General features: G+C 52.8%; 27 protein-coding genes and 1 pseudogene. 11 read left to right on the forward strand and 17 right to left on the reverse strand.

Annotation, left to right across the window (positions count from 1 at the left end; genetic code table 11):
* Positions 1 to 59: 59 nt before the first annotated feature.
* Positions 60 to 1,289: a hypothetical protein gene (locus HKT17_RS13775; RefSeq protein WP_171100799.1), complete on the forward strand. Its 1,230-nt coding sequence runs from the start codon at positions 60 to 62 to the stop codon at positions 1,287 to 1,289.
* Here the strand turns inward: HKT17_RS13775 and HKT17_RS13780 are convergent.
* From HKT17_RS13780 to HKT17_RS13810, 7 genes and pseudogenes are all read right to left on the reverse strand, one after another.
* On the reverse strand, positions 1,286 to 1,903 hold the full coding sequence (locus tag HKT17_RS13780; protein WP_171100801.1) for a hypothetical protein: 618 nt from the start codon (positions 1,901 to 1,903) through the stop codon (positions 1,286 to 1,288). The genes HKT17_RS13775 and HKT17_RS13780 overlap by 4 nt on opposite strands.
* Positions 1,904 to 1,917: 14 nt before the next feature.
* Positions 1,918 to 2,247: a hypothetical protein gene (locus tag HKT17_RS13785; RefSeq protein ID WP_240965824.1), complete on the reverse strand. Its 330-nt coding sequence runs from the start codon at positions 2,245 to 2,247 to the stop codon at positions 1,918 to 1,920.
* Between the two features lie 186 nt (positions 2,248 to 2,433).
* Positions 2,434 to 2,661: pseudogene (locus HKT17_RS13790) on the reverse strand (YfhL family 4Fe-4S dicluster ferredoxin); the annotation flags it as partial.
* Positions 2,662 to 2,670: 9 nt separating this feature from the next.
* The gene (coaD, locus tag HKT17_RS13795) at positions 2,671 to 3,174 is read right to left on the reverse strand and encodes a pantetheine-phosphate adenylyltransferase (protein ID WP_105027419.1); all 504 of its coding nucleotides are present in this window, start codon (positions 3,172 to 3,174) and stop codon (positions 2,671 to 2,673) included.
* Between the two features lie 59 nt (positions 3,175 to 3,233).
* On the reverse strand, positions 3,234 to 3,839 hold the full coding sequence (gene rsmD, locus HKT17_RS13800) for a 16S rRNA (guanine(966)-N(2))-methyltransferase RsmD (RefSeq protein WP_105027420.1): 606 nt from the start codon (positions 3,837 to 3,839) through the stop codon (positions 3,234 to 3,236).
* 31 nt (positions 3,840 to 3,870) lie between these two features.
* Positions 3,871 to 5,220, reverse strand: a complete 1,350-nt coding sequence (locus HKT17_RS13805; RefSeq protein WP_171100803.1) for a M16 family metallopeptidase — start codon at positions 5,218 to 5,220, stop codon at positions 3,871 to 3,873.
* A 63-nt stretch (positions 5,221 to 5,283) separates the two neighbouring features.
* On the reverse strand, positions 5,284 to 6,696 hold the full coding sequence (locus HKT17_RS13810; RefSeq protein WP_171100805.1) for a M16 family metallopeptidase: 1,413 nt from the start codon (positions 6,694 to 6,696) through the stop codon (positions 5,284 to 5,286).
* 116 nt (positions 6,697 to 6,812) lie between these two features.
* On the opposite strand from HKT17_RS13810, the gene ftsY reads away from it, so the two are divergent.
* The 4 genes from ftsY to HKT17_RS13830 all read left to right on the forward strand — a co-directional run bounded on the left by ftsY (position 6,813) and on the right by HKT17_RS13830 (position 11,002).
* The gene (gene ftsY / locus HKT17_RS13815) at positions 6,813 to 7,754 is read left to right on the forward strand and encodes a signal recognition particle-docking protein FtsY (protein ID WP_171100807.1); all 942 of its coding nucleotides are present in this window, start codon (positions 6,813 to 6,815) and stop codon (positions 7,752 to 7,754) included.
* A complete protein-coding gene (locus HKT17_RS13820; RefSeq protein WP_105027423.1) occupies positions 7,751 to 8,485 on the forward strand; it encodes a cell division ATP-binding protein FtsE in 735 nt (244 codons plus the stop codon). The genes ftsY and HKT17_RS13820 overlap by 4 nt, the downstream gene beginning before the upstream one ends.
* Before the next feature lie 21 nt (positions 8,486 to 8,506).
* A complete protein-coding gene (locus HKT17_RS13825; protein ID WP_105027424.1) occupies positions 8,507 to 9,415 on the forward strand; it encodes a cell division protein FtsX in 909 nt (302 codons plus the stop codon).
* A gap of 180 nt (positions 9,416 to 9,595) precedes the next feature.
* On the forward strand, positions 9,596 to 11,002 hold the full coding sequence (locus HKT17_RS13830; protein ID WP_205882439.1) for a Fic family protein: 1,407 nt from the start codon (positions 9,596 to 9,598) through the stop codon (positions 11,000 to 11,002).
* Here the strand turns inward: HKT17_RS13830 and rfbD are convergent.
* Both rfbD and rfbB read right to left on the reverse strand, forming a co-directional pair.
* Positions 10,992 to 11,939 carry a dTDP-4-dehydrorhamnose reductase gene (gene rfbD, locus HKT17_RS13835; protein ID WP_171100811.1) on the reverse strand — a complete coding sequence of 316 codons (948 nt, stop codon included), beginning with the start codon at positions 11,937 to 11,939 and terminating at the stop codon, positions 10,992 to 10,994. The genes HKT17_RS13830 and rfbD overlap by 11 nt on opposite strands.
* A gap of 362 nt (positions 11,940 to 12,301) precedes the next feature.
* Positions 12,302 to 13,330 (reverse strand): dTDP-glucose 4,6-dehydratase, encoded by a 1,029-nt coding sequence (gene rfbB, locus HKT17_RS13840; RefSeq protein ID WP_171100813.1) that lies wholly within the window; start codon positions 13,328 to 13,330, stop codon positions 12,302 to 12,304.
* Between the two features lie 138 nt (positions 13,331 to 13,468).
* Here rfbB and HKT17_RS13845 point away from each other — a divergent pair, with 138 nt between their 5' ends.
* Complete coding sequence (locus HKT17_RS13845; RefSeq protein WP_105027428.1) at positions 13,469 to 13,873, forward strand: hypothetical protein; 405 nt, start codon at positions 13,469 to 13,471, stop codon at positions 13,871 to 13,873.
* Positions 13,874 to 13,975: 102 nt separating this feature from the next.
* Positions 13,976 to 14,356 carry a response regulator transcription factor gene (locus HKT17_RS13850; protein WP_105029709.1) on the forward strand — a complete coding sequence of 127 codons (381 nt, stop codon included), beginning with the start codon at positions 13,976 to 13,978 and terminating at the stop codon, positions 14,354 to 14,356.
* Here HKT17_RS13850 and HKT17_RS13855 read toward each other — a convergent pair.
* Positions 14,338 to 14,877, reverse strand: coding sequence for a transcriptional activator RfaH (locus HKT17_RS13855; protein WP_205882440.1), 540 nt, complete (start codon positions 14,875 to 14,877; stop codon positions 14,338 to 14,340). The genes HKT17_RS13850 and HKT17_RS13855 overlap by 19 nt on opposite strands.
* 119 nt (positions 14,878 to 14,996) lie before the next feature.
* Between HKT17_RS13855 and HKT17_RS13860 the strand changes: the two genes are divergently transcribed.
* Entirely contained in the window at positions 14,997 to 17,132 is a 2,136-nt protein-coding gene (locus HKT17_RS13860; RefSeq protein WP_171100821.1) for a TonB-dependent siderophore receptor, read from the forward strand.
* Here HKT17_RS13860 and rfbC read toward each other — a convergent pair whose 3' ends face one another.
* The 4 genes from rfbC to HKT17_RS13880 form a co-directional block, all read right to left on the reverse strand.
* Positions 17,133 to 17,684, reverse strand: a complete 552-nt coding sequence (gene rfbC, locus HKT17_RS13865; protein ID WP_171100823.1) for a dTDP-4-dehydrorhamnose 3,5-epimerase — start codon at positions 17,682 to 17,684, stop codon at positions 17,133 to 17,135. It abuts the gene before it with no gap.
* A gap of 2 nt (positions 17,685 to 17,686) precedes the next feature.
* Positions 17,687 to 18,565, reverse strand: a complete 879-nt coding sequence (gene rfbA, locus HKT17_RS13870; RefSeq protein ID WP_171100825.1) for a glucose-1-phosphate thymidylyltransferase RfbA — start codon at positions 18,563 to 18,565, stop codon at positions 17,687 to 17,689.
* 69 nt (positions 18,566 to 18,634) lie between these two features.
* The gene (locus HKT17_RS13875; protein WP_171100827.1) at positions 18,635 to 18,958 is read right to left on the reverse strand and encodes a hypothetical protein; all 324 of its coding nucleotides are present in this window, start codon (positions 18,956 to 18,958) and stop codon (positions 18,635 to 18,637) included.
* Positions 18,945 to 19,805, reverse strand: coding sequence for a hypothetical protein (locus HKT17_RS13880; RefSeq protein ID WP_171100828.1), 861 nt, complete (start codon positions 19,803 to 19,805; stop codon positions 18,945 to 18,947). Before HKT17_RS13880 ends, HKT17_RS13875 begins: the two co-directional genes overlap by 14 nt.
* 180 nt (positions 19,806 to 19,985) lie before the next feature.
* Here HKT17_RS13880 and HKT17_RS13885 point away from each other — a divergent pair, with 180 nt between their 5' ends.
* Complete coding sequence (locus HKT17_RS13885; protein ID WP_171100830.1) at positions 19,986 to 21,731, forward strand: ATP-binding response regulator; 1,746 nt, start codon at positions 19,986 to 19,988, stop codon at positions 21,729 to 21,731.
* A 10-nt stretch (positions 21,732 to 21,741) separates the two neighbouring features.
* On the opposite strand, the gene HKT17_RS13890 is transcribed toward HKT17_RS13885, so the two are convergent.
* Genes HKT17_RS13890 through gmd form a run of 3 tightly spaced genes read right to left on the reverse strand, consistent with a single transcriptional unit; the run spans position 21,742 to position 25,322 of the window.
* Entirely contained in the window at positions 21,742 to 23,220 is a 1,479-nt protein-coding gene (locus tag HKT17_RS13890) for a mannose-1-phosphate guanylyltransferase/mannose-6-phosphate isomerase (protein WP_171100832.1), read from the reverse strand.
* On the reverse strand, positions 23,217 to 24,191 hold the full coding sequence (gene fcl, locus HKT17_RS13895; RefSeq protein ID WP_171100834.1) for a GDP-L-fucose synthase: 975 nt from the start codon (positions 24,189 to 24,191) through the stop codon (positions 23,217 to 23,219). Before fcl ends, HKT17_RS13890 begins: the two co-directional genes overlap by 4 nt.
* Before the next feature lie 12 nt (positions 24,192 to 24,203).
* Positions 24,204 to 25,322, reverse strand: a complete 1,119-nt coding sequence (gmd, locus tag HKT17_RS13900; RefSeq protein ID WP_171100836.1) for a GDP-mannose 4,6-dehydratase — start codon at positions 25,320 to 25,322, stop codon at positions 24,204 to 24,206.
* A gap of 123 nt (positions 25,323 to 25,445) precedes the next feature.
* Between gmd and HKT17_RS15645 the strand changes: the two genes are divergently transcribed.
* Both HKT17_RS15645 and HKT17_RS13910 read left to right on the forward strand, forming a co-directional pair.
* Complete coding sequence (locus HKT17_RS15645) at positions 25,446 to 25,745, forward strand: helix-turn-helix domain-containing protein (RefSeq protein WP_171100838.1); 300 nt, start codon at positions 25,446 to 25,448, stop codon at positions 25,743 to 25,745.
* The gene (locus HKT17_RS13910) at positions 25,742 to 26,587 is read left to right on the forward strand and encodes a hypothetical protein (RefSeq protein ID WP_171100840.1); all 846 of its coding nucleotides are present in this window, start codon (positions 25,742 to 25,744) and stop codon (positions 26,585 to 26,587) included. Before HKT17_RS15645 ends, HKT17_RS13910 begins: the two co-directional genes overlap by 4 nt.
* Positions 26,588 to 26,762: the final 175 nt, after the last annotated feature.

Consider the following 26,762-nt stretch of genomic DNA (forward strand, 5'->3'; position numbering starts at 1 on the left):
TTTTTGCTTGTCGTCTTTTTGTGCTACGGTAATGTCAGTATTCACTCGCTGCACCAACCATGTCCAAAGCCCTGAAGTGGTCAATTCTTGCCTTTGTGATCGTTCTTACCGGCGTTATTTTTTCTCATGGCGTTGTAGTGCCGCGCTTCATCTGGGAACCCAAGCTGAACAGTGTTCGCAATCAGTACCCCGACCAGCGTATTGATGTAAAACGTGTGGTGCTTGCGCTTTCCCTGAAACCGCAATTGATCATTTCTGAAATAGAAGTGGATGACCCCACCCGCAAGGAAAACCTTCAACTGGCCTTGATCAGGCTGGGCATGAACGCCGTCGAGTCGATCAAGCAAGGCCGAATTCAAGTTGAGTCTCTGACCATCAAAGGCCTGGCTGCTCGAGCCGAGAAAGAAGCCGACTGCGGCCAACCCAGCTTGAGCTGTACACCCGTGCTGCCAGTGGCGCTGGCCGCACGGGCCTGGCAAAGCACGCAAGTGGCCAACCCCGGTTTTTTTACACCCGAACTTGCTTTGAATTCACTGGAACTTGAACAGGCACAGTTCACGGTGAACAACACTGAAGCCCAACAAGAGCTGAGCGGCAAACTGGAGCAGTTCAAGTTTAAAGTGGGCAACAGCACTCCAGACAATCAGTTCAACCTGGGTTGGCGCCTGGGTATTAAAACCCCGCAGGAAAACAAGCAACTGTACATCGCCATGAATGCGCAAACCGAGGCTGGCCCCATGCGCGAAGTTTCACTCAAACAATTGAAAGTAGACATTGACGGCCAATGGAACGGCTTCCCATGGACCGGCACTGCCGAGCAAGACCTGCTGGTGTTGCGCCTTGCGCAGGCCAACAAGGGTGAAGGTGCGCCTTTTATCAAGTTGCATGGTGAAAACCTTCGTACCTATGTGCGTCGAGATGACTTGCCTGAAACACACCAGGCCGCATTTTCTGCCCAACAATTTGAGGGTGGCCTGCCCGCGCAAAACTGGACCCTGAACAAAGCCGAATGGACCTACACCCACGAGGATGCCCAAGCCTGGACCTTCAACATGAACTACATGGCATCGGAGGGTTTGCTTGAATTACAACCCGAAACCATAAAAGGCAGCGAAGGCATTCCCGCTGAAGCACAGGTGCGTGAATTGAATTGCGATGCGGCTGAAACTGCCATACGCGAAGACAAGCCTTACTGGGCCTGGCAAGAAGGCTGGTTCAGGGTACTGAACGAACACCCACTGGAAAAATCAAGCCTGGTGTTGTGCCCGGTATTGGCCAATAAACCCTAACCAGCAACCATCGCCAAGTACTGTAAGGCCTTAATTTTGAGTGGTTTGGGTTTCTGCAATACGTCACGCTGAATGTCAAACACAACCGACTTCAATAAATCTGTTGTGTTCAGTTCGCTTTCACTCTCAAGACGTTGGAGCTCAACTTTCAGCTTTTCTGGCACTTTCATCGAAAGTCGCCTACGAGGAATCTTCACCGTATCGATCGTGTAACTCACCAATGAAAGCTTGTGGGCAGACAATAGCCTTTGAATTCCCTTGGGGTCGTGCGCCAAATCATGAATGTAGTAACACAAAAGGTCTTTACGAAAGTCTGGCGTCGAATCAGGCTCAACAGTGAATGCCGCCAAATCAAGCATATCGAGATAAATTGCCGGCAATCGAACTTCAATCGATCTCAGCGCTTTTCTTCGTGATTGTGAAATGGCGGGCGTTGATTGGGCTGGGATGGATACAACATGATCGCATTGGTCACACACACCCACCAAAATATCGTGTGCGAATCCTTTTTTGTCGCTGAACGGAACATCCCTTCGCTTAAAGGTTAGCGAAACCATTTTTCTGCAATGATTGCAAATGGCTCGACTTTGATCTCCATCGATGAAAAGTTTCATATGTGTTCCTGAATTTATTTATGAACGCTGATAAACCAGGCATCAGGGTCCACAAAATAAAACTTGATGTACCAATTTTTAACTTTAATCACATGCACCGTGATCCCCTTGACCACATGGTGAGGCGATTCCGTGTGCATACTTCCATCGCTACTGGCAATCAGTGTCGCGACTTCGATCGCCGAAACCTTACCGAGAGCAAGCAAATTCTTCACATCAATATCGCCACGAGACTCATGCTGATAATTTCCGTTCCGTAGCGCACGCAAGATTTCTTTTTTTGCTGATCTATAACCCACAGGCACGCTTAATGTACGACATACTTCGTACAAAGTCCAATTCAATAAAGGGTGAATTATAGAAAAAAGGAATTAAGCTGCAGGAACCTTGTTTGAAGAAACTGAATGCAGGGTTGCTTCTGGAATGAACTGTCAACAACCTTCGGTTGGGGCTGGTTTGGATGCCACCGCAGAATCACCCTCCGCAGAACCAGCAGGCAAATAGGGTGTTTTGTCAGGGTGCAGTTTGAAAAACTTGCCCAGCAATTGCTGCCGGGTGTCGGGGTGGGCCGGGTCTTTGGGAATGCATTCAACCGGGCACACCACCACGCATTGTGGCTCGTCGAAATGCCCCACGCACTCGGTGCACTTGCCAGGGTCTATTTCATAAATTTCTTCACCCATGCTGATCGCGCCGTTCGGGCACTCGGGCTCGCACACGTCGCAATTGATGCACTCATCGGTGATGATTAAAGCCATAAGTTCACTTTACTTGTTGATCACCTGCGGCGGGGTCAGCCCCAGCTTCTGGTTCAACCAATGTTCAACCGACGGAAACACAAACTTGCTGACATCGCCACCCAGTGAAGCAATTTCACGCACGATAGTGCCGGAAATAAACTGGTACTGGTCCGATGGCGTCAGGAACATGGTTTCTACATCGGGCAGCAAATAGCGGTTCATGCCCGCCATTTGAAATTCGTACTCAAAATCGCTTACCGCACGCAAGCCGCGAATAATCACATTGGCGTTGTTGTCGCGCACAAAGTCTTTCAGCAAGCCGCGAAAACCCTTCACTTCGACATTGGGATAGTGGCTTAGCACTTCACGTGCAATTTGCACACGCTCGTCCATTGAAAAGAAAGGCTTCTTGTTGGGGCTGTCGGCCACACCAACCACCAGTTTGTCGAATATTTTTGCGCCGCGGCGCACCAAATCTTCATGACCACGGGTTAACGGGTCAAATGTTCCGGGATATACAGCAATGCGCATCGCTGATCTCCATATCAAAGGGTTTTATTCGCGTGATACTGCTCTATCCCCGCTTTGTATCACACAGCAGGCAGGGCAAACAAATGGGCATGCACTTGGCCTGCTTTTAAATGTCGCAAAGCATCAATTTCTTGAACATTCAACGCCTTGCACAGCACGGCCTCGTCAGCAAGCAGGTTTTCATGCCATTCGGCATACACCAGCCCCTCTGGTTTCAACACTGCTTTGATCAGCGGCAGGGTGGCCAGCATCAAATCGCTTCGAAAAGGGGGGTCTAGCGCCACCAGGTCGAATTGCTTCCCCCCACTGGCCAAGCGTTTCAGGCAAGTGAGCACGTCACTGGATTCAATTTGAATGGAAGGCGGGCTGCCCTCTGCGGCGAGCCATTTCGACAACAGGTAGGCTTTGTTCTGCTGCAACTGGGCGACCACTTGGCGGTTTTGCTCCACCAGTACCACCTGGCTTGCCCCGCGCGAGGCCGCCTCGAACCCCAAAGCACCCGTGCCTGCGTACAAGTCGAGCACTTGCATGCCAGTGCAGTCTTGCCCCAACCAGTTAAACACGGTTTCACGCACCCGGTCGGGCGTTGGCCTTAGGCCCTCGACCGGCGCAATCGGCAGCAGGTGTCGGCGCCACACCCCGCCGATGATTCGTAACTTATTCAACGTGCTTACTCAGCCTTCTCACTCAGCCTTCTCACTCAACCTTTCCGCCCACCACCACGGTCACCAACTTGTCCGCTTTCACATGCTTGGCAAAGGCCTCGCGGGCGCTTTGAACAGTGACCTTTTCAATCTCGGCGGTCCAGTTGTCCAGGTAATCGAGAGGCATGTTGTGCAAGCCCATCATGGAGATATTGCCCAGCAACTTTCCATTGCTGTCGATTCGCAAGGGAAAGCCACCAATCAGGTTTTGTTTGGCTGCGTTCAGTTCTGCTTGTGTGGGGCCCTTCTCGATAAAATCCAGAATGGTTTTCCGCATAATTTGCACGGCTTGTGCTGTGGACTCTTTCTTGGTTTGCACGCCTGCCTGGAATGGGCCTGCATCGCCTGCTGGCATGAAGTAAGAATAGGCGCTATACGCCAAGCCACGCTTCTCACGAATTTCGTTCATCAAACGCGACACAAAACCACCGCCACCCAACACATGGTTGGCCACCAACAAATCAAAGTAATCCGGTGCACCACGGCGCATGGCGGGCAAGCCCATCAAGATGTGGCTTTGCGCAGCCGGGTGGTCAATTTGAATGATCTGGCCTTTTATGGCCGCCTGTAATTCTTGATAGTCGGCACCTCCCAAGGCGTTGCCTTGTAGCTCACCTTTGGGCAAGCCAGCGGTCAACTCGTTGGCAAGTTTCTCAGCTTGTGCGCGGGTAATATTGCCCACCAGCGAAACCACCGCCTTGTTACCCAGGTAACGGGTTTTGTAAAACTGCTCCACATCGGCCAGGGTAATCGCCTTCAGGCTGGCTTCCGTGGTGTGCGTGCCGTATGGGTGATTCGGGTAAAGCGCTGTGGCAAATGCCCGGTCAGCCAAGGTGTCGGGCTTGGTCAAAGCCTCTTTCAGGCCAGCCACACTGCGTGCGGTTTCACGCGCCAGAATGTCGGCATTGAACACCGGCTTTTGCAGCACGGTTTTCATCAAGGAAATTGCTTTTGAGAACTCAGGCTCGGAGGTCAGTGTGCGCAATTGCACCCCGGCAGAATCGCTGCTGGCACCGCCGGAAAACTGTGCACCCGTGTCGGCAAAACCGTCTGCAATGTCATTCTCGGAAAGGCCTTCTGCACCACGACCAATCATGTCGCCGGTGGCGCTGGCCAGGCCTTCTTTGCCTTTGGGGTCAGCGCGGCTGCCCGCGGGGAAGTCCACCCGCACATCCAGCATGGGCAGCGCTTCAGCGCACATGAACATCACTTTCGCACCACTGGCCGCAGTCCAGCTTTCAATCGGCAATGCGGCATTGGCAGGCGCTGCAAATACTGCTGCTGCGGTGGCACCCGCGGCAAACAAGCCGCGAATGAATACTTTGTTCTTGCTACTCAACATGGTTGTAAATCCCTGCATAACTTGTTGGTGCTCAATTGCTTACTCAATTGCTTACTCAGTTGCTTAATGAGTCAAACCCTTGGGCGGCGCATCTTTCTTGTTGGGGTCAATCGGCAACGGGAACAAAGTGCCCACTGTCAACTGGTCCTGGTCAAAAAATTTCTGCGCGGCGTACTGTACTTCCTGAGCGGTCACGGTTTTAATTTGCTCAATCATTCGATCAATGTCGCCCACCTCAAAACCAATGGTCACATTCTGGCCAATTTCAACTGCCTGCCCGTACACGGAATCGCGCTTGTACACCTGGCTTGCAATCAGCTGTGCTTTCACACGGGCAAGCTCAGCTTCGCTCACGCCCTCATCCGCCACCTTTTTTACCTGAGCCAACAAGGCCTTTTCAAGGGCCTCTACAGTTTGACCAGCCGCTGGTGAACCATCCAGATAAAACAGCGACGGGCCACGGCCAGTCATGTCGTAACTTGCGCCCGCCTGCAAGGCCACCTTCTGGTTTTGTACCAGCTCGCGATTCAAACGTGCACCGGAATAACCATCCAGCACAGCACTCAACACGGCCAGTGAATACGCATCACGGTCTTTCAGCACATCAGTTAACTTGGGTACTTTAAAACCCATGATCAAATACGGGTTCTCGGCTGGTGCCTTCACTTGTACACGGCGTATTCCCTCTTGCTTGGGCTCTTCCTGCGGCTTACGCTCTTCCAGCTTCTTGGGTTTTACCTTGCCATAGGTTTTTTCAGCCATGGCTTTTACCTGCGCGGGTTGCACATCACCCACCACCACCAACACTGCATTCTGGGGTGTGTACCATGTGTCATACCATTTGCGTGCGTCCTTGTACGTCATGGCTTCAAGGTCGCTCATCCAGCCAATTACCGGTGTGCGCGTGGGGTTGGCCTGAAAAGCAGTGGCCATGAAAGCCTCGTAAAGCTTGCCGGTGGCCTGGTCGTCGGTGCGGTAGCGGCGTTCTTCCATCACCACCTTGATTTCTTTTTCAAACTCGCTTTCGCTCAGCACCAAATTGGCCATGCGGTCGGCTTCAAGGGCCATTACCTTGCTTAAGTCTTTGGCCTGAAGCTGCTGAAAATAAGCGGTGTAGTCGCGGCTGGTGAACGCATTGTCGCGCCCACCCAGGGCAGCCACAATCTCGGAAAACTCGCCCACTTTCAGGGTTTTGGTTTCTTTGAACATCATGTGCTCAAGCACGTGGGCCACACCGGTGGTGCCGTTGTACTCGTCCATCGAACCGGCCTTGTACCACACCATGTGCGCCACGGTGGGCGAACGGTGGTCTTCCTTCACCACCACACGCAAGCCGTTGTTCAGTTTGTATTCAGTCACATCGCCATCAGCGGCATTCGCCGCGTTGACCATCAGCAATTGAGCACTTGCAATCAGCAAAACGCCAGCAGCCAGTGCCGCCCAACGCCGATTCAGTTGAAAACCTGTTTTTATCATTCAAGACACCTTTTACAGCAAACGTCCGTTTTAACCTCAATGGTAGAATAAGTCATTCAACATCTCGCTGTGTGACAGTCGTTCACACCGCTTAGTTTCCTCAATTGGAGTTTTACATGCAGATTCCTGGGCAGAGACAGGACTGGCTTGGTCGTTTGAAATCGGGTTTGACCAAAACCCGTTCCGGCCTTACCTCCATGTTCACCGGCGAAAAGGTCGATGAAGCCTTTTTCGAAGAAATGGAAGAACGCCTGCTGCTGGCCGATTGCGGCTTGCCCGCCACCGAACTGCTGATGCAGAAAGTGCGCGACACGGTGTACCAGAAAGGCCTCACCCGGCCCGAAGACGTGCGCCTGGTGCTGCGCGATTCGGTGTTCGATTTGCTGCGCCCCCTGGAAACCAGCATGGGCGTAGACCGTGCCCGCCCATTGGTCATGATGGTGGTGGGTGTAAACGGCGCAGGCAAAACTACCAGCATCGGCAAACTGGCCAACCACTATGCTGAAATTGGTTATTCCGTTCTGTTGGCCGCTGGCGACACGTTTCGTGCAGCAGCCCGAGAACAACTGGATGTGTGGGCCCAACGCAGCAATGTCGATGTCATTTCTGCCGAGGGCAGCGACCCCGGCGCAGTGGCATTCGACTCAGTACAGGCCGGTATTTCACGAAACAAACACATTGTGATTTGCGACACCGCAGGCCGCCTGCCCACGCAGCTTCACCTCATGGAAGAGCTGAAAAAAATCAAGAAAGTACTGGGCAAAGCCAAGATGGACGCACCCCACGAAATTGTGCTGGTGGTAGACGCCACCAATGGCCAAAACGCCTTGCAACAAATCAAGGCATTCAACGATGCACTTACACTGACCGCGCTGGTGGTCACCAAGCTGGACGGCACTGCCAAAGGCGGTATTCTGGCTGCCATGAGCATGAGCACCCGCGTGCCCGTGGCCTTTATTGGCGTGGGAGAAAAAATGGGCGACCTGCGCCCTTTCAGCCCCCGCGAATTTGCCAACGCCTTGGTTGGCATTGACACTGACGGAAACCAAACCGCATGATCCAATTCAAAAACGTCACCTTGAAGTACGGCACCCACGCCGCCTTGAAGGGGGTGAATTTTCAGTTGCCCAAGGGCTCGTTCACCCTGCTTGAAGGCCATTCCGGTGCTGGCAAAAGCTCCATATTGCGATTGCTGGCCACGTTTGAGCAACCCAGCAGCGGCGATATTCTGGTGGGCAAAAGCTCGATTGCGCGCCTGAACCGGCGCGAACGCGCACACTACCGCCGCAATGTGGGCTACACAGGCATGGACGTTGAACTGCTGCACAACCGCAGCTGCTTTGACAACGTGGCCCTGCCCCTGCGCGTGGTGGGCTTGAGCGATACCGACATTCAAAGCCGCGTGAAGGCCGCGCTGGCCCGCGTGGGCTTAAGCCACACCGACCGCATGCTGCCCAGTGAATTGTCGGGCGGGCAACAACTGCGTTTGCAAATTGCACGCGCGGTTGTTAATCGCCCAGCCCTTGTATTGGCCGATGAACCCACTGCCCAGCTCGATGATGAATCGGCCGCGCGCGTGGTGGGCTTGCTGGAAGAATTCAACCGCGCCGGTGTCACCATTATTGTGGCCACCCACGAGGCGCACCGTTTTAACCGAGTAACACATCGTTTGAAACTGGGCGAAGGCGCAGTGCTGCCAGCACCCGCCGATTTGTCGCACAACGGTGGCCGCGAGGCAGGCGTGCAAACTTTTTCCAAAGACTTTCTGAACAAGGCCTACGGGGCTTGATCCACTTTTAAGAGACAACACATGCGTTGGTTACGTTTGCAGTGGTTTTCAATTTCTGCCGGTTTAAAGCTGTGGCTTGATGAACCACTTGGTCACCTGTTCAACGCCCTGGTACTTGCCATTGCATTGGCCATGCCCTGGACCATTGCACAGGGGCTAAGCGCGATTGTGCCCAGCATGGACCGTTGGGTGGGCGACCCTGAAATCAGCTTGTACTTCAAACCGGATGCCACACTTGATTCCGTAAAAAGTGCAGCCGCACAACTGAAGCGCGATTTCGATTTGGACAGCGTGAATATCGTCACGCCCGAGCAGGCCATGGAACGTTTGCGCACGCAAAGCCAAACACCCGATTTGGCCCAAGCCCTGCCTGAAAACCCACTGCCCTACACCGTGGTGGTGGTGCTTGAAGTGGACGCCACCACCGATACCCAAGCCATCGAAGCAAAAATTGCGCAGTGGCAAAACTTCACAGGCGTGGAACATGTTCAATACGACGCGCAGTGGGTTCGCCGCCTTCAATCGGTATTGAACGGCACACAAATTATTGCCATGGCACTGGCTGTGTTGATTGCAGGCATGGTGTTGGTGGTTACCTTCAATACCGTGCGCTTGCAGCTGATTCGCAACCAGGCTGAAGTGCATGTGTTGAAATCGCTGGGGGCCACCGACACCGAAGTGGGCCGCCCCACCCTGTGGTGGTCAGTCAGCCTGGCGCTGGTCGCCTTTGGTTTGGCTTATGCCGTGGTAAGCGGTGCCATGGGCCTGGCCGACGATGCCGCCGGCACCTTCATTCGTGAATTTGATCGCGACTTCCGCTTCGAGCAACCCAGCGGAATTACCGCGCTGGGGCTGATTCTGGTGTGGGTGGTGCTGGTCATGGTGGGCGCTTGGGCTTCTGTGAAAAGCACAGTGCTGCGCATTCATTGAAACTGGCAAAGATATCCCTAACCACCTATATCACGACAAAGTTATACTGCTAGCATCACAAAACACGACAAAATTCGCATGTGTGCACAGTTAACTACTAAAAACGCGACAACTCTTGATAGCTCACTGATTCTTTACTCCGAGCTGAACTCCGCGCAAATTCGCGCTGTTCAGAGGCAATTGAAAGCCGGAAAACTCAAGCTGGTCGCCAAAGGTATTGCAAGCAATTTGTCGGATACAAGCTGGCCTGCACTACTTGCACGTGAACGAATCAGAGTTGTTTCTGCCCTGTTTCCGAATTCAGTCGTATCGTTTCGCAGCGCTTTTAACGGCGGCTTGCCAGAGCAGGGACTGCTGTACATTACATACACCAGCAACCGAAAAGTACAACTTCCCGGCTTACAAATAGTTGCAGTGAAAGGGCCCCCACCCCAACCCGGTGACATGCCAATGCAAGGGCGGGCAATTTACTTTCCATCAGAGGCGAGGTGCCTGCTGGAAAATCTTTCACCTAGCCGAGGGACTTTCAAAAAAGCTGTTGGGCGCGAGGCGGTCGAATCTCGCTTGTTGACCCTATGCACTGCGCGCGGAGAACAGGCTCTTGCAACACTTCGGGAAGCAGCGCGTTCACTTGCTCAAGCACTGAAGCTGCCGAAGGAGTTCCTTGTTCTTGATTCGCTCATAGGCAGCATTCTAAAAACTCGCCTCTCTACACTGACCACGACCCAAGGGCGCGCACTCACAGCTGCGCTTCCTTACGATGCTGACAGGCTAGAGTTGTTTGAAAAACTGGCTGCTGCGTTGCGATCACAACCCTTGAAACAAGCTGAAGAAGCGGCATGCACGCCCGAAGCAATGATTCACTTTGCTTTTCTTGAATCGTACTTTTCCAATTTCATTGAAGGCACTGAATTTGATATTGAGGAAGCGCGCAAGATTGTACTCTTCGGCAAACCCATGTTGTCTCGCCCCAAAGACTCGCACGATATTCTTGGTGTATTTCGTCAAGCAGTGACCCCGGCCTGGATGCATCAAGTATTGGCCTCAGGCATTCCCGCCGAAACTCAACTTCGCAAACGGCATTGGGATCAAATGCAAGAACGGCCCGAGGTAGAGCCGGGAGAATTCAAGTTAAAGCGCAACCGTGCGGGCAATACCGAATTTGTCGAACCCCAGTTAGTACGCGGCACTCTGGTTCAGGGATCCATGTTGCTGCCCACTATTCCTGCAGGTCTTGCGCGCGCATTATTCACCATGTTTCTTGTGTCAGAAATTCATCCATTCAACGATGGTAATGGTCGCTTGGCAAGATTAGTCATGAACTCTGAATTGTCGGTAGTGGGTGCGTGTCGAATTATTATCCCTACGCTTTTCCGGGAGGAGTATTTAGACTGCCTGCGTGAATTAAGTCGCGAGGGAAATCCGATTCCGTTTATTTCGGCAATGCAGAGAATTCAAGCGTGGACCGCTGCTTTTGTCTACGATGATCTTGATGCAGTGATTGAAAAAATGAAAAGGTGCAACGCATTTGAGCGTTCACTTGTTCAACATCGCCTGCTTGATCCTCAGCAGGATCTCAATAATTGAGCACAAAATTTCGAACACCTTTCGTCCACTCCGGTGGGTTTACGCGGAAGGTGTTCATTAACTTTGTGTTGTCCAACACCGAGTAAGCCGGGCGTTGTGCCGCAAAATTCATGTCGGCAGTTTTTACACGTTCAATGTTGGGCATGCGCTCAACAACGCCTTGCTTGTGTGCATGTTCAATCGCCAAACACGCATAGTCAAACCAGGTAGTTACCCCTGCCGCACTGGCGTGAAAAATTTCGCCACTGGGAATTTCCGAAGGAAAATCGGGCAGAAAAGTGGGCGCCAACTTGCCCATGGTTTTGTAGCGGTGCATGGCCACAACACCTGCCACGGTCAACCCCAATTCAGCCAACCAGTTTGCGGGTGTGGGCGCACCAGTTTGGTCGTCAACCACCTTCAGTGTGTCTCGCTCTTGCGCCAGCTTGATCATGGTTCGGCAAAAGTTATTGCCACGCTGACCGTACACCCAACCCGTGCGAAACACCACCCAATTTCCACCCACTTCTTTCAGGTATTTTTCGCCTTCCAGTTTCGATTTTCCATACGCGCTGAGTGGGTTGGTGGTATCGGTTTCTGTGTAGGGCTGGTTGGCTTTTCCGTCGAATACATAGTCAGTGCTGTAATGCACCAGCGCCACGCCCTGCTTTTTGCATTGCTCGGCCAAAATGCCCACCGCTTTTGCATTGATGGCGTGTGCAAGTTCAATTTCGGTTTCTGCTTTTTCTACGTTGGTGTAGGCAGCAGCGTTGATGACTACGTCGGGGCGTACGTCTTTCAGTGCATTGATCAGGGAGTCGGGTTTGGACAGGTCGGCTTTGTCGCGACCGTAGCTGATGCACGCGTCCATGGTTTCCATCAAAGCGGGCTTGGCATGTTGACCGATGGTATGGCCCAGCTGGCCTTGTGCGCCAAGCACGAGTACGCGAATTCCCAAAACGAAGTTCTCCTGAAAGCTGTTGCGATAGTTTAACTGAAGCGCGCTGGTGCGAATAATCACCGCGTTGGTTTGTACAGCCCAATCGGCTTGGGTTCCGATAACGCGCCAGTCTTTAACTGCCCGATCGGCTAGGGTTCCGATCTCTCGCCAGAAAACCTGTTGGTCCCTTGCTGAGCCTTCCGATGCCTGAGAACGACCCTCCTAAACTGCGGGTCGGGTCCGTTCTCTGCCGCCCATGCTGGGCAACACCGGCCCTGCTCGGCACGCAAGGGCAGGTTTTCTTGAAGGCGAGGCGATCGAAACACCGCCGCCGAATGGGCACTGAACACAGCGGTGACCCTTCAAGTTCAGCTCACCAATCACCGTTCAGCGGTCACTTCTGCAACCCAAGCCTGGTTTGCCAAATACCACTGCACAGTTTTTCGAATGCCTGTCTCAAAAGTTTCAACCGGCTTCCACCCCAACTCGCGTTCAATTTTTCGGGCATCAATGGCGTATCGGCGATCATGCCCGGGCCGATCGGCCACAAAGGCAATTTGTGTTGAATAAGAAATACCATCTGCACGCGGTTGCAATTCATCCAGCAAGTTGCAAATCAATTTCACAACATCGAGGTTGGCTTTTTCATTCCAGCCACCAATGTTGTAGGTTTCGCCCAGCACACCGGTTTCAAGCACGGTGCGTATGCCACGTGTGTGGTCTTCCACAAAAAGCCAATCGCGAATTTGCTGACCATCGCCATACACCGGCAGTTGCTTTCCGTTCAAGGCATTCATGATGCACAGCGGGATCAGCTTTTCCGGAAAGTGGTAAGGTCCGTAATTATTGCTGCAATTGGTGGTTAGGACGGGCAAGCCATAAGTGTGGTGCCAGGCGCGCACAAGGTGGTCGCTGGCTGCTTTGCTGGCCGAGTAAGGGCTGTTGGGTTCGTAACGGTTGGTTTCAGAAAATGGGGCGTCTTTTGGTTTCAGCGTGCCGTATACCTCATCGGTGCTCACATGCAAAAACCGAAAACCAGCCGTGGCCTCGCCTTGCAAACCATTCCAGTATTCGCGTGCACATTCCAGCAAACGGTAGGTGCCTACCACATTGGTTTCAATAAATTCGCCCGGCCCAAGAATGGACCGGTCCACATGGCTTTCTGCGGCAAAGTTCAACACCGCGCGGGGTTTGTGTTTCTCAAAAATAGCGCGCACGGCATCTACATCGCCAATGGAGGCGTGTACAAATGTGTGCTCAGGTCGCTTCAATACCGGGCCCAGGGTGCTCAGGTGGCCGGCATAAGTCAAGGCGTCCAGGCTTACAACGGGCTCAACGCTGTGCTCAAAATGCTGGCGCACATAACATGAACCGATAAAACCTGCGGAGCCCGTAACAAGTAAAGTCATGATCAATCAGTAAATTGCTTAGAATAAAACCTGAACTAAAAAAATACACAATAAGTCACAATATCAATTGTGCAGATCAGGGCAGTATTTCAATTATCACAGGCATCAGCCAGCTTTTTAATTTATTAGGGACAGAACATGACTATCAATGGGAAACTCATCACACGCTTGGGCCTGATTGCAGCGGCCTCTTCACTGGCCGCCGCATGCGTGGCCGTAGTACCAACACCCAATAACAATGAAGGCAATACCGCTGAAAACAGCGGCACTTCAGCCACTCTGTGCAACATCGAAGGCAAGCAGGAACAAGATTTGTCGGACGGCACCACCAAAGCCAAGGTGACACAGTCTTGCGAAGAAACCGTAATTTACGTTGAAAACCAACACAAAGAGCACCCCAAACGTTGCCGCGTGCTGGTGGGCGCACAGCTGACCGAACTGTACATCATGCCCGGTGAAAACCGCACACTGACCCAAACCGGCCCTGTGGCACGCAACACAGTGCAAGTGGGTTGCATCAACGACTGGAACCGCACCAAGTAAGCACAGCGTAAGCCATGGTTAACTTTGGTTAAAAGTTGTCATTAACATTTCATGCTGATTTAACATTCCACTGTAACAACCTCGGTGAAATGGGAAATCAGTATGAAAACGGTCTTGTTGCTTGATGATGCGCGCTCCATTCGCAGTGTTTATGCGGAAGTAATCCGTCAAGCCGGGTTTGACGCCCAAACCGCATCCAGTGCCGAAGAAGGGTTGCAATACATTGTCGACCACGGCACCCCCGACCTCATCGTGACTGACATCAATATGCCAGGCATCAGCGGCCTGGAGTTTTGTAAACGGGTGCGGCATGTGGCCAAGCACACGCCAATCATTGTCATGAGCGCCTTGTCTGACAAAGGTATGGTGGCCGAAGCAAAAACCGTAGGTGTTCAAGGCTGGATGTTAAAGCCCGTCGAGCCCGAGTATTTTCTCAACAAGCTGAGGTCAGTTCTAGGCGAGATTCAGGCTTTGTCCAGCTGACTGCGGGCCAATTCCACATTGCGTTCAGCGCCCAGCACATTGAGCAGCACGACAACGCGTTGATCACTTTTTTGGGCCGCAATTTTGCCCATCATGCCCTCGAACGGGCCCTCGGCCACACGCACCTCACCACCTATTTCAAGCGCATTCAATTTCAGCAAATCGATCACGGAATCGGAGTCGACCTGGTGTTGAATCAACTCAATCAACTCAACAGGCACCACTGAAGGTTTGCCGCCAAACTTCACCAAATCCACACAGCCTTTGGTTGAGCGCAGCTTGGAAAAATCGCTCACCCCCACCTCCAGGTGAATAAACATGTAGCGGGGAAAGAGGGGTTCAACTAGCTGCACAGTGCCCTGCCCCGCCTTGCGCTTTTGCACACGGGCTTGCGGAAAAAATACACTGTAGTTCTGGCGTTGCAGGTTTTCCAGCGCCACGGTTTCCTGGCGGGGCTTGGTGTACATCACATACCACTGGGCCATGGTGTTGCATTCTTCAAAATAAGGCACAGGCCGCATTCTAAACCCTTCAAAGCGCAGGATAAACAACAGTTTTGATAATTGATATTAGAAATGCGAGTCATTATCGTTTAGTATCCTATCTTCATAAAAATTCCAAATCCACCACAGCAATCATCATGAAACTCAAACCTGTTGCACTGGCCATGCTTGGCCTGGGCCTGCCAGCTTTGGCCATCGCCCAAACCACCAACAATCAGCTCGAAGAAGTTGAGGTTCAAGCCCGCGAGCAAGGCAGCTACTCCAGTAACGCCGTGCAGGTGGGCACCTTCCGCGACACAGCACCCATTGATGTCCCGCTCACCGTGAACTCGGTCACCCGCGAGGTGCTGGATGCACAATCGGCCACCACCCTGTTCGGTGCACTGCGCAACACCGCCGGTGTTACCCGCTCGCAACTAAACGGCTCAACCTACGACAACATTGCCATTCGCGGCATTCTGGTAGAAAACCGCGGCAACTACCGCCTCAATGGTTCACTGCCCATTATCAACCTGGTCGATGTGCCCCTTGAAAACAAACAACAGGTGGAAGTGCTCAAGGGCGCATCCTCCCTGTATTACGGTTTCATTCCCCCCTCGGGCGTGGTGAATCTTGTTACAAAACGTGCGGGCAACAAACCTGTGCTCAGCCTGAGCCAAAGTGTGAATGAACATGGCGGTGCCACCACGCACCTGGACTGGGGCCGCAAGTTTGGCGAGAACAACAACCAAGGCCTGCGCGTTAATTTGGTGAAGGGCGCTGAAGACATTGGCGTGAACAACTACAGCGGCGAACGCGAATTGGCCAGCATTGCCTACGATTGGAAAATCACCGATCGCTTAAACTTTCGCTTCGATGTAGAACACTATGAGAAATCAGTCAGCGAGCAGGCCGCAATTGCGCTGCTGCCTGCGGTCAATGGCAGGGTAACCCTGCCCCCAGTGCCCGACAACAAAACCAACCTGGCTGGCGAATGGCAACAATACGATGCCAGTGCACAAAACTACCTGGCTCGTGTGGACTATGTATTGAGCGATTCCTGGGGAGTGTTGTTTGAAGCCGGTTACGCCGAAACCACTCGCGATCGTGCCTTTTCTCAATTCCAAAACTACGACCTAAACACCGGCGATGGCGAGCTGCGAATTTTCTACAGCCGCGACCAACAATTCGACAACACCAACTACCGCGGTGAAGTTTACGGCGAAGTGGTCACTGGGCCAATTACGCACAACCTGTCTTTTGGCTACACCACCAACACCCGCGCCAGCAACACACCGGGCGTAACCGGCACACAAAGCCTGTTCAACCAAAACCTGTACAACCCCCGTGAAATTGCACCACAGAACGTAAGCTTCACAGGTGCATATTCCGCTGTAACCATTGATGACCAAGGCCTGTATGTATTTGACCGCATGCAGTTGGGTGAACGGTGGCAGGTATTGGCAGGCCTTCGCCGTGGCGACTACCGCACCGAAAACCTGAGTGTTCTGGCCGATGGTACACGCACTGTTCGTCTTTATAATGCACAAGAAACAACCCCTTCTCTGGCGGTAATGTACAAGCCACGCCAGGATGTGTCGTTGTACGCCAGCTATGTGGAAGGACTTGAGGAATCGGGGCAGGCACCTGCCAATGCGGCCAATGCATTCCAGTTGCTCGACCCCGCAGAATCGGAACAGCGTGAGGTGGGTGCCAAGTTCAATATTGGTCAAAACAGCTTGGCACAAATTGCCTATTTCGACATTGATCGTGCATCTACATTTTTACAACCCGCCCCAGCAGGCTCACCCCCCGGAACACCAGGTGTATTTGGCCTGAACGGCAAGGCAAACTACAGCGGGTTCGAGATGGCATGGACTGGCGAATTGAACAAGCAACTTTCGATTGCTGCCTCAGCCTTGTTGATGGATGCGGAATTACAAAACGACGGCAACCCAGCCACTGTTGGGCGTGTGCCTGAAAACACCGCCGAAAAAACAGCCAGCCTGTTTGCGGAATACCGTTTGATCAGCATACCGGGCTTAAGCTTCAGTGGTGGTTTGTACTACACCGGCGAGCGCGCTGTGAACGATCAAAACCAAGCGTTTATTGGCGGCTACACAGTGGCCTCGCTGGGCGCACGTTACTCGACTGTCATTGGCAGTACGCCCACGCAGTTTCAGTTGGTGGTCGACAACCCCACCGACAAAAACTACTACAGCACCGCAGGCAACGGCTTGATTGGTGTGGGCACACCCCGAACCATCAAGGCGATTGTCAGCGTCGATTTGTAATCAACTCAAGCTTGTAAAAGCCACACCCTGTTCGTCCTTGGGCGACAGGGTTGGCTTTGCAACACCAGCCTGCTTCAATGGCCAATCAATGTTCAACACCGGGTCGTTCCAGGCCATGCAATGCTCGTGCTCGGGGCTGTGGTGCTCGGTCACCTGGTAACTGGTAATTGCGGTGTCGGTCAGCGTTAAAAAACCATGCGCAAAACCAGGCGGTATCCACAGCTGAATATGGTTGGTGCTGCTTAATTCACAGCCATACCACTGGCCAAATGTTTCCGAATTTTCGCGCAGGTCCACGGCCACATCAAACACTGCACCGTGCACCACACGTACCAGTTTGCCCTGTGCCTTGGGGGCAGTTTGCCAGTGCAGGCCGCGCAACACCCCGCGCTTTGAAAGCGATTCATTGGTTTGTACAAACTCGGGCTGAATGCCTGCCACCTGCTTGAACGTTTTCGCATTGAAGCTTTCAAAAAAGTGACCGCGTGCGTCGGTGTAAACGGTGGGTGTAAGTAACAACAAACCTTGCAGGGGGGTTGGATTGCATTGCATGTTCACTGCCCCGCCTCCAGCAAGCCCAGCAAGTAATCGCCATAACCGCTGTTGCGCAATGGCTTTGCCAGCGCGGCCAACTGTGCCGAAGTAATCCACTGGTTGCGCCACGCAATTTCTTCAGGGCAGCTTACCTTTAAGCCCTGCCTGCGCTCAATGGTTTGAATGAAGTTGGCCGCGTCCAGCAAGCTGTCTGCGGTACCCGTATCAAGCCAGGCCTGACCACGGCCCATGTGTTGCACTTCAAGCTGCCCCATGGCCAGGTAGGTTCGTATTACATCGGTAATTTCAAGTTCGCCACGGGCAGAAGGCGTTAAACCTTTTGCAATGCCAGCGGCCTGCCCATCAAAAAAGTACAAGCCAGTTACCGCCTGCTTGCTTTTGGGCTGTGCAGGTTTTTCTTCCACACCAATGACTGTGCCCTCGGCGTTCAGCTCAAGTACGCCATAGGCTTGCGGGTTTGCCACCGAATATGCAAACACGGTGGCACCCTGTTTTTGCCCGTAGGCATATTGCATTTGGCGCACCAGGTTCTGGCCATAAAACAGGTTGTCTCCCAACACCAAGGCACAGGGTGAGCCCTGCAAAAAGGGTTCGGCCACGATCAGCGATTGCGCAACACCACCGGGTGTGGCCTGCACAGCGTAATCAATGCGCATGCCCCAGCGGCTGCCATCGCCCAACAATTGTTCAAATCGCGGTGTGTCGTGCGGGGTTGAAATCACCAGCACCTCCCGTACACCCGCCAACATCAGGGTGCTCAGGGGGTAGTAAATCATGGGCTTGTCGTAAACGGGCAGCAGCTGCTTGCTGACAGCGGCAGTGGCCGGGTACAGGCGGGTGGCTTGCCCACCGGCCAACACTATGCCTTTGCGGTTCATGTTTTCACCTTGGTTAACCTTGCATGTTTCATATCTTATGTGAAGTAGACAAGGAAAACCGCTTGGCACCTACAACAGCTTCGCCAACCGTGCCAAGGCATCCAGGCCTTTGCCCAAAACACCCAGTTGTTCGTTCGGGGCTTCCAGTTCAGCCAACTGCGTACGCATGGTTTTTACATGGCCAGCCAATTCGCCAAGTTCGCTTTTCGCCTTGGTGCTCAAAGCTGTATAGCGGGCATTCTCCGCATTCACAAAAGCAAGGTACGCAGCCGCCAAAACTTGCTGGTGTTGTTTGCGTTCCTCTGCGCTTAACAGGTCTACATCAATCAAATACAAAGCTGAAAACACGGCATGCACATCGTTTTGCAAGGCTTCAAAATCACTTGGGGTCATGGGTATTGGGCTCACGTTTATTGGCTGCCTGAATATTTGAATTGAGTTGATCAAAAACGCCCTGCAAGTGCTCGAAACTACCCTCGCCGCGCAGCACGTTCACCCAGGCTTGCTGCATGTCTATGCTGGCTGCTTTGGCCTGCTCCAACAGTTCAATGGTGGGCACCTGCTTGATGTGTTTCATCCAGGCATTCTTCCAGGTTTCGCCCAGCTTTTTATCCTCCACAAAAGGCTTCAATACTTTCTCGCGGTATTCAACCTGGCGGGCCAATTCCTCGCGTTGCGTAATCCACTGTATTTGCTCTTGCAAAATGTGCTGGTTCAACAACAAGGCGTGCGCCACTGGCTCGGCGCTGCGTATCAATTCTTCGCGCACTTGCGCACTGTGCTTCCAACTGGCCACGTGCCCAGCCAGGCCTGCAACCGCCTCTTTGCTCACACGGGGTATGCCGCCTACATCGGGCGCTTTGTTCAATGCCTCCACCAGCTTTCGCAAAGCCCGCGTAGTGCCCGTGCCGGTGTCGCCTTTGGCCAGTGCACTTAGCTCGGCAAAGTAAAGCGCCTGCGTATCGAGGTAATTACTCGTGGCTTGCAGCAACTCAGCCCTTTGCTGCATGGCTTGCGTTTGCGTCAGCAGCGTGGTGTTGTCGCGGGGCAAGTTGGGCAACAAACCGGCAGTAAATTCAAGGGTGTGGTCTAGCGCAAAACTGTTCACTTTCTTCAAGGTGGTGGTGTACTGCTTGCCCGTGGTGGCCAAGCCCTCTGCTTGCGAAGGGGTTTTACTGGCGCACGCCGCAGTAAGTACCAATGCAATACACACCGCGATACGCGGAATTGATTGAAGCAAGAAAACCTCCAGTGCCTGAAATTACGTTGGGCACTCAAAATACGTGGAAACTTTCCAGGGTGAGAACCACCAATTTGGGTTACAAAAACCAGGGGTAACCCATTTAGACATTGCCTGCCCGCCTCATCACCACTTATGCTTAGTGCAAATTACTTATTGCTCTATCTCATTGCTCTATTTATGAAAGCTGAAGACCCACACCAACTCACCATTCTGCGTGAGCAAACCAAGCTTCTGTTCGAGCACCTGCCTTTTGTTTTATACGGTGTCATGGCTTCATCGGCTGGCCTGGTGGCTGTGCTTTGGCACACAGGCCAGGGCAACGCGCTGCTGCTATGGCTGTTGGCGGTGTACATGCTAACCGGCTTGCGCTGGTGGGTGCGTCGGCATTTCAACAAGTTGGGGGCACATTTCGACCCACAACACTGGATACAGGTGGCCGTTCAGTTCACTGCGGCATCGGGTGTTTTGTGGGGCTTCGCGGGGGTCGTGTTTTTTTCAACCGACCCCATGGTACTCATGGTACTGACCACTTTTCTGGCTGCCATGGTGGCCGGTGCAGTGTCCTCCCATGCCTGCCACACACCGGCTTACGCTGCGTTTGCACTGCCAGCCTCCATGCCTTTCATCGCTCGCTGTTTTTGGGAAAACACACCCTTCTTCTGGGTGCTGGGCACCGTGGCATTTGTGTACGTGTTGATCAATGTCAACTATGGCCGCAACTTGCAGAACATGGTGATTCAGTCGATTCGTTTGCGCTTTCAAAATGCTGAACTCATTGGCGAACTCACCTTGCAAAAGCGAGTGGCCGAGCAAGCCAGTATCGCCAAAACCCGTTTTCTGGCTGCGGCCAGCCACGATCTGCGGCAACCTGTGCAGGCCATTGAGTTGTTGGTAGATGCACTGGGCGAAGACCTGGCCAACCACCCCAGCAAAGGCTTGCTGGACCGAATTCAGGAGGCAGGCTACGGCTTGCGCAACTTGCTGAATGCCTTGCTGGATTCTGCAAAAATAAACGCTGCCGCCATTACTGCCAAGCCACGCCATGTTCAACTGGCCCCTTTGCTCAAACGCATTTGCAATGAACTGGCTACCCAGGCACAACACAAGGGCCTTGATATTCGCGTAGCAAAAACCAAAGCGTGTGTTTACACCGACCCCGCCCTGCTTGAACTGATTCTTCGCAACTATGTTGAAAACGCGATCAAGTACACACCTGAGGGGCGCGTGCTGATCGGGTGCCGCAAACAGGGCGGGCAAATCCGGATTGAAGTACACGACACCGGCATCGGCATACCCGCCAGTGCCCAGGAAACAGTGTTTCAAGAGTTCTACCAACTGGGCAACCCCGAGCGCGACAAAGCCAAAGGCCTTGGACTGGGCCTGTACATCGCGCACAGCTTGGGCAAATTGTTGAACCACGACATTGGTGTGAATTCTACGGTGGGCAAAGGCTCGATGTTTTACGTGACTGTACCGCAAGGCGATACCAGCCACTTGATGGATGAACCCAGCCGCGTGCAGGCCGGTGGTAAAACCCCATTGACCGGCAAAACCGTGTTGTTGATTGATGATGACGATTTGGTGCGCGCCAGCGTGACCGAAATGCTCAGCCGCTGGCAATGTTCAACCATTGCGGCTGAAGACGCTGAAACCGCCCTGCGCATTTTAATGGCCCGTGGCCGAATGCCCGATGCCATTGTGGCCGATTATCGGCTGCGCAATAAAAGCACAGGTGTACAGGCCATACAATCATTACAAGCACAACTGGGAAATGTACCGGCTGTAATATTGACTGGGGATACAGCCCCCAGTCGAATTCAGGAAGCCAGAAACTCCGGTTTCCTGATCTTGCACAAACCGCTCAGTGGTGTGCAATTGCGAAGTACATTGAGTGAGTTGATGAGTGCGAAGGTGCGCGGTTAATTATCCTGAATCAGGCTCGCCCGTACACATCGTCAAAACGCACAATGTCGTCTTCTTCCAGGTAATCGCCACTTTGCACTTCAATCATCACCAGGTTCAGCACGCCGGGGTTGACCAGGCGGTGCTTGTTCCCGGCAGGAATGTAGGTTGATTCATTCTTGCGCACCAAAAACACATTCTCGCCATTGGTTACCTCGGCAGTACCACTGACTACTATCCAGTGCTCGCTGCGGTGGTGGTGCATCTGCAAACTCAGCGATGCGCCCGGCTTTACTTCAATGCGTTTAATTTTGTAACCAGCGGAATCTTCAAGCACCGTGTAAGTACCCCAGGGGCGGTGCACGGTGGGGTGCACATTCACCAACTCGCTGCCTTGCGCCTTCAGGGTTTCAACCACTTTCTTTACATCCTGGTGGCGGCTTCTGTCGGCCACCAGCAAAGCATCGGGCGTGTCAACAATCAACAGGTTTTCAACTCCCAAGGTGGCCACAGCCCGGTTGCTCAAGCGCACATGGGTGTTGTTGCTGTCAATTGAAATCAGTTGGCCTGCGCCTTCTTGCTGCACCGTGTTGCCCTGTGTGTCGGGCGTGCATTGCTCAGCCAAGGCAGCCCAACTGCCAATGTCGCTCCACTGAAAACTGGCAGCCACCACCGCCACATTGCTGGCCTTTTCCATCACGGCGTAATCAATGCTGATGTCGGGCAACTTCGCAAATTCATCTTTGTTGAAGGTGAATACGCTGCCGCTTGCCTTGGCGTTTTTGCTTTCTTTTGCACTGGCCCAAACAACATTCGCTTGGCTGGCCACGCTGGGCTCGTTGTTCTCGAGCGCCTGCAACAAGTCGCTTGAACGCAGTGCAAACATGCCCCCATTCCACACGTACTGGCCGCTGGCCAAATACTCCATGGCCAGTTCAAGCTTGGGCTTTTCAACAAAACGCTGCACAGCAAACGCACCGTTAATTTCGTCGACAGGCGCACCTTGTTGTATGTAACCAAAACCGGTTTCAGGCGTGCTGGGCGTAATACCAAAACAAGTTAACCAGCCCTTGCGTGCAGCCGCCACGGCTTGCTGCGCAACACGCACAAACTCGGCAACAGGGTTGATTAAATGGTCGGCGGGCAACACCAGCAGCACCGGGTTTTCGCCGGGGTAGCGTGCTTGCGCCCACTGCGCGGCCAGGGCAATGGCAGGTGCTGTGTTGCGGCCTTGCGGCTCCAACAGCTGATGCAGGGCCATATTGCCGCCCTCGCTGTTCAACACAGGCATGCATTCGTCTTGCAGTAAAAATTGATAGCTTTCATTGCTCACCAACAACACATCGCTTGAATCAGCAGCTTTGGCCACCGCAGCAGCACGCCGCACGGTTTGCGCAATCAGGCTTTCAGCACCTACTTTCAAAAAGGGCTTTGGAAAGTTTTTGCGTGACAAGGGCCATAGGCGTGTGCCCGCGCCGCCGCACAGAATGACGGGGATTACTCGGTTCATGCTTGTCTTAGTCCTTCCATGTTATTCAAAAACCAGGCATAGGTTTTATTCAAACCGGTTTCCAAATCAATGCTGTATTGCCAACCCAAATTCTTCAAGCGCTCCACATTCATCAACTTGCGCGGGGTGCCATCAGGCTTTGTAGTATCGAAAACCAACTTGCCTTCAAAGCCAACCACGCGCTGCATGGTTTCTGCCAGTTCACGAATGGTGCAATCCACACCAGTGCCCACATTGATGTGGCTGAGCATGGGCTGTGTATTGGCTTTGTAGGTTTGTTCATCCAGCAATAACACATGCACACTGGCTGCGGCCATGTCGTCGACATACAAAAACTCACGCATGGGTGTGCCGGTGCCCCACACCACCACTTCAGAATCTCCACGCAATTTGGCTTCATGAAAACGGCGCATCATCGCCGGTATCACATGGCTGTTCTCAGGGTGAAAGTTGTCATTCTCGCCATACAAATTGGTGGGCATTACGCTGCGGTAGTTGCGGCCATATTGGCGGTTGTAACTTTCACACAATTTAATGCCCGCAATTTTTGCCACGGCATAGGGCTCGTTGGTGCATTCCAAAGTACCGGTCAACAAGGCGGTTTCTGTCATGGGTTGTTCGGCCAGCTTGGGGTAAATACAGCTTGAACCCAGAAACAACAAATGCTGGCAGTTGTTGGCATGCGCTGCATGCACCACATTGCATTCCATCATCAGGTTTTGAAAAATAAATTCGGCCGGGTAGGTGTTGTTGGCATGTATGCCACCCACCTTGGCTGCAGCAAGTACCACTGCGTCGGGCTGCTCAGCTGCAAAAAACTCATTCACGGCAGCCTGGTTGCACAGGTCAAGTTCGGCGTGGGTGCGCACCACAATATTGCTGTAACCCATGGCGTTCAAGCGGCGCACAATGGCGCTGCCCACCATGCCCCGGTGGCCCGCCACATATATTTTTGAATTGAAGTTCAACATAAATGGCAGCCTTTACTCGCGGCTTACTGCAACGCTGTAACCGTGTTGCTTCAGCAGTGCATGTTGGCGTGCGGCATCCAGGTCTACCTGCACCATTTCTTTCACCATTTCATGTACGGTAATTTTCGGTGTCCAACCCAGTTTGTTTTTTGCTTTGCTGGGGTCGCCCAACAGGGTTTCCACTTCCGCAGGGCGGAAGTAGCGCGGGTCAACCTGCACAACCACATCGCCTTCTTTCAGTGCGGGTGCCTTGTCGCCTTGCACTTTCACCACAATGCCTTTTTCATCCACGCCACTGCCTTCCCAGCGCAGGCTCACACCCAATTCAGCCGCCGTCATTTCAATAAACTGGCGCACACTGTATTGCACACCGGTGGCAATTACAAAATCGTCGGGTGTGTCCTGTTGCAGCATTAGCCACTGCATTTCAACGTAGTCTTTCGCATGGCCCCAATCGCGCAGTGCGTCCATATTGCCCATGTACAGGCATTGCTCCAGGCCCACTGCAATGTTGCTCATGCCGCGTGTAATTTTTCGGGTTACAAAAGTTTCGCCACGGCGCGGGCTTTCGTGGTTAAACAAAATGCCGTTGCAGGCATACATGCCGTAGCTTTCGCGGTAGTTCACCGTAATCCAGTAGGCGTACATTTTGGCCACAGCGTAAGGGCTGCGCGGGTAAAAGGGCGTGGTTTCCTTTTGCGGAATTTCTTGCACCAAACCATACAGTTCAGAAGTACTGGCCTGGTAAAAACGGGTCTTCTTTTCAAGGCCCAAAAAGCGGATCGCTTCCAGCAAACGCAGCGTGCCCATGGCATCTACATCGGCGGTGTATTCCGGGCTCTCGAAACTCACGGCCACATGGCTTTGTGCGCCCAGGTTATAAACCTCGTCGGGTTGAACCTGCTGAATAATGCGGGTCAAGTTAGAGCTGTCAGTGAGGTCGCCGTAGTGCAATTTAAAACGGGCGTTTTCAACATGCGGGTCTTCGTAAATGTGGTCTACGCGCTGGGTGTTGAACAGCGATGCACGGCGCTTGATGCCATGCACTTCATAGCCTTTGCTCAACAAAAATTCAGCCAAATACGAACCATCTTGCCCGGTTACACCGGTGATCAACGCCACTTTAGTCATTGCAGGGGTGCCTTGCTGTAATTGAATTCAAAACGAAAGCTTAAAGTGCTCTCGTTAAAACCGAAAGCAGGCTTGATCAACTTTTAGTATGATAATCAAGTTGATTTCCTAAATATTGCAATAATGACTGAAATACCCAACAATCCAAATGAGTATCCATTACTTAAAAATCAACTCGACCTGGCCACTTTGGTTCGCACCCAGCGCCTGCAAGCAGGCCCCAAAGGCGGGAAAATGACCGCTCACACTTTAGCTGACCTAGCGGGAGTTAGCCGCGACACCATTTTTCGCATTGAACGCGGTGAAGACGTTTCATTTTCCACCGCCATGGCTGTGCTGCGGGTGTTTGGCTTGGGGCTAAGTGCAGCACCTGTGGAATGGCCCACCCTGAACACAGCGCAACAACATTTCAAAACCCTGTGACGACCCCCCAACAAATTCAAACATTGCAAGTGTTCAACGGCGGCAAGCCTTGCGGCTGGCTGGGGCAAACAGCCACGGGCTTTTGGTTTCACTACGCCAGCAACAATCCAAAGCAGCACTGGGTCAGTTTGCTGATGCCACCCCGCATCAATTTTTATCAGCAAGCCGAACTGTTTCCGGTGTTTGCTCAACACCTTGGTGCGCCTGTCGGTTCCGAAGCCGATGCGCTCAGCCAACTACACCAGCTCAACGGTCAACAACTTGGCTCGCTTAGTTTTGCCAACCCAGACAACCCCGTGGTTACACCACCACCGCGTACCCCACCGTGGCTCGCGGCCGGGCAACGCGCACTCATCGCAAACCCAAACACTTCCACAGTTCGCCGCCCTTTTGCCGACACCATGGTGCACCACCCCAGTTGTTGGCCGCTTGTTCAAACACTGCAACAACTGAAAAAACAAGCCGACCCCAGCAATCGCTTACACGGCTTGCGCTGGGCATTTCAAGCCCAACTCAATGGCCAATGGGTACAACACCCACGGCCCGACCTGGCCCCTTATCAGCAACACCTATATGGGTTTGAAGCTGTACATGCAGTGCTCAACTTGAGCCCTCAACAATTCAACGCACTTGCAGAAACCAACAACAAATTTGAGCAGGTGCTGCATGAAGTAGCGCGCACTTACTGCAAAAACTTTTCAGCGGAAATTGAGCTGCTTCAACTCTTGCTGCCCTATATTCAGCAGGGCCTCTTGAGTGCGTACCTTGTATATGAACAACACCCAAACGGCAAACCTACTGTTATTGGGGTTGAATGCCTGCCCACAAATTTTTTGTTGTAGCGAAAAAGCCCGGCTTGAAGTCAGCAAGTCGGGCTTTTTTACAATGCAAAATTAGTAGTACCCTAAATACGTGACAAATCCCGAAATGGCGACTAAATCACTGAAAATTTAATAAACCCCTCTAAAAATCTACTTCATAATAAACAGCAGAAGGTAAGAATATGCCTGACAACAC

Origin of the sequence: Limnobacter sp. SAORIC-580 (genome assembly GCF_013004065.1) — a bacterium.
GTDB lineage: Bacteria > Pseudomonadota > Gammaproteobacteria > Burkholderiales > Burkholderiaceae_B > Limnobacter > Limnobacter profundi.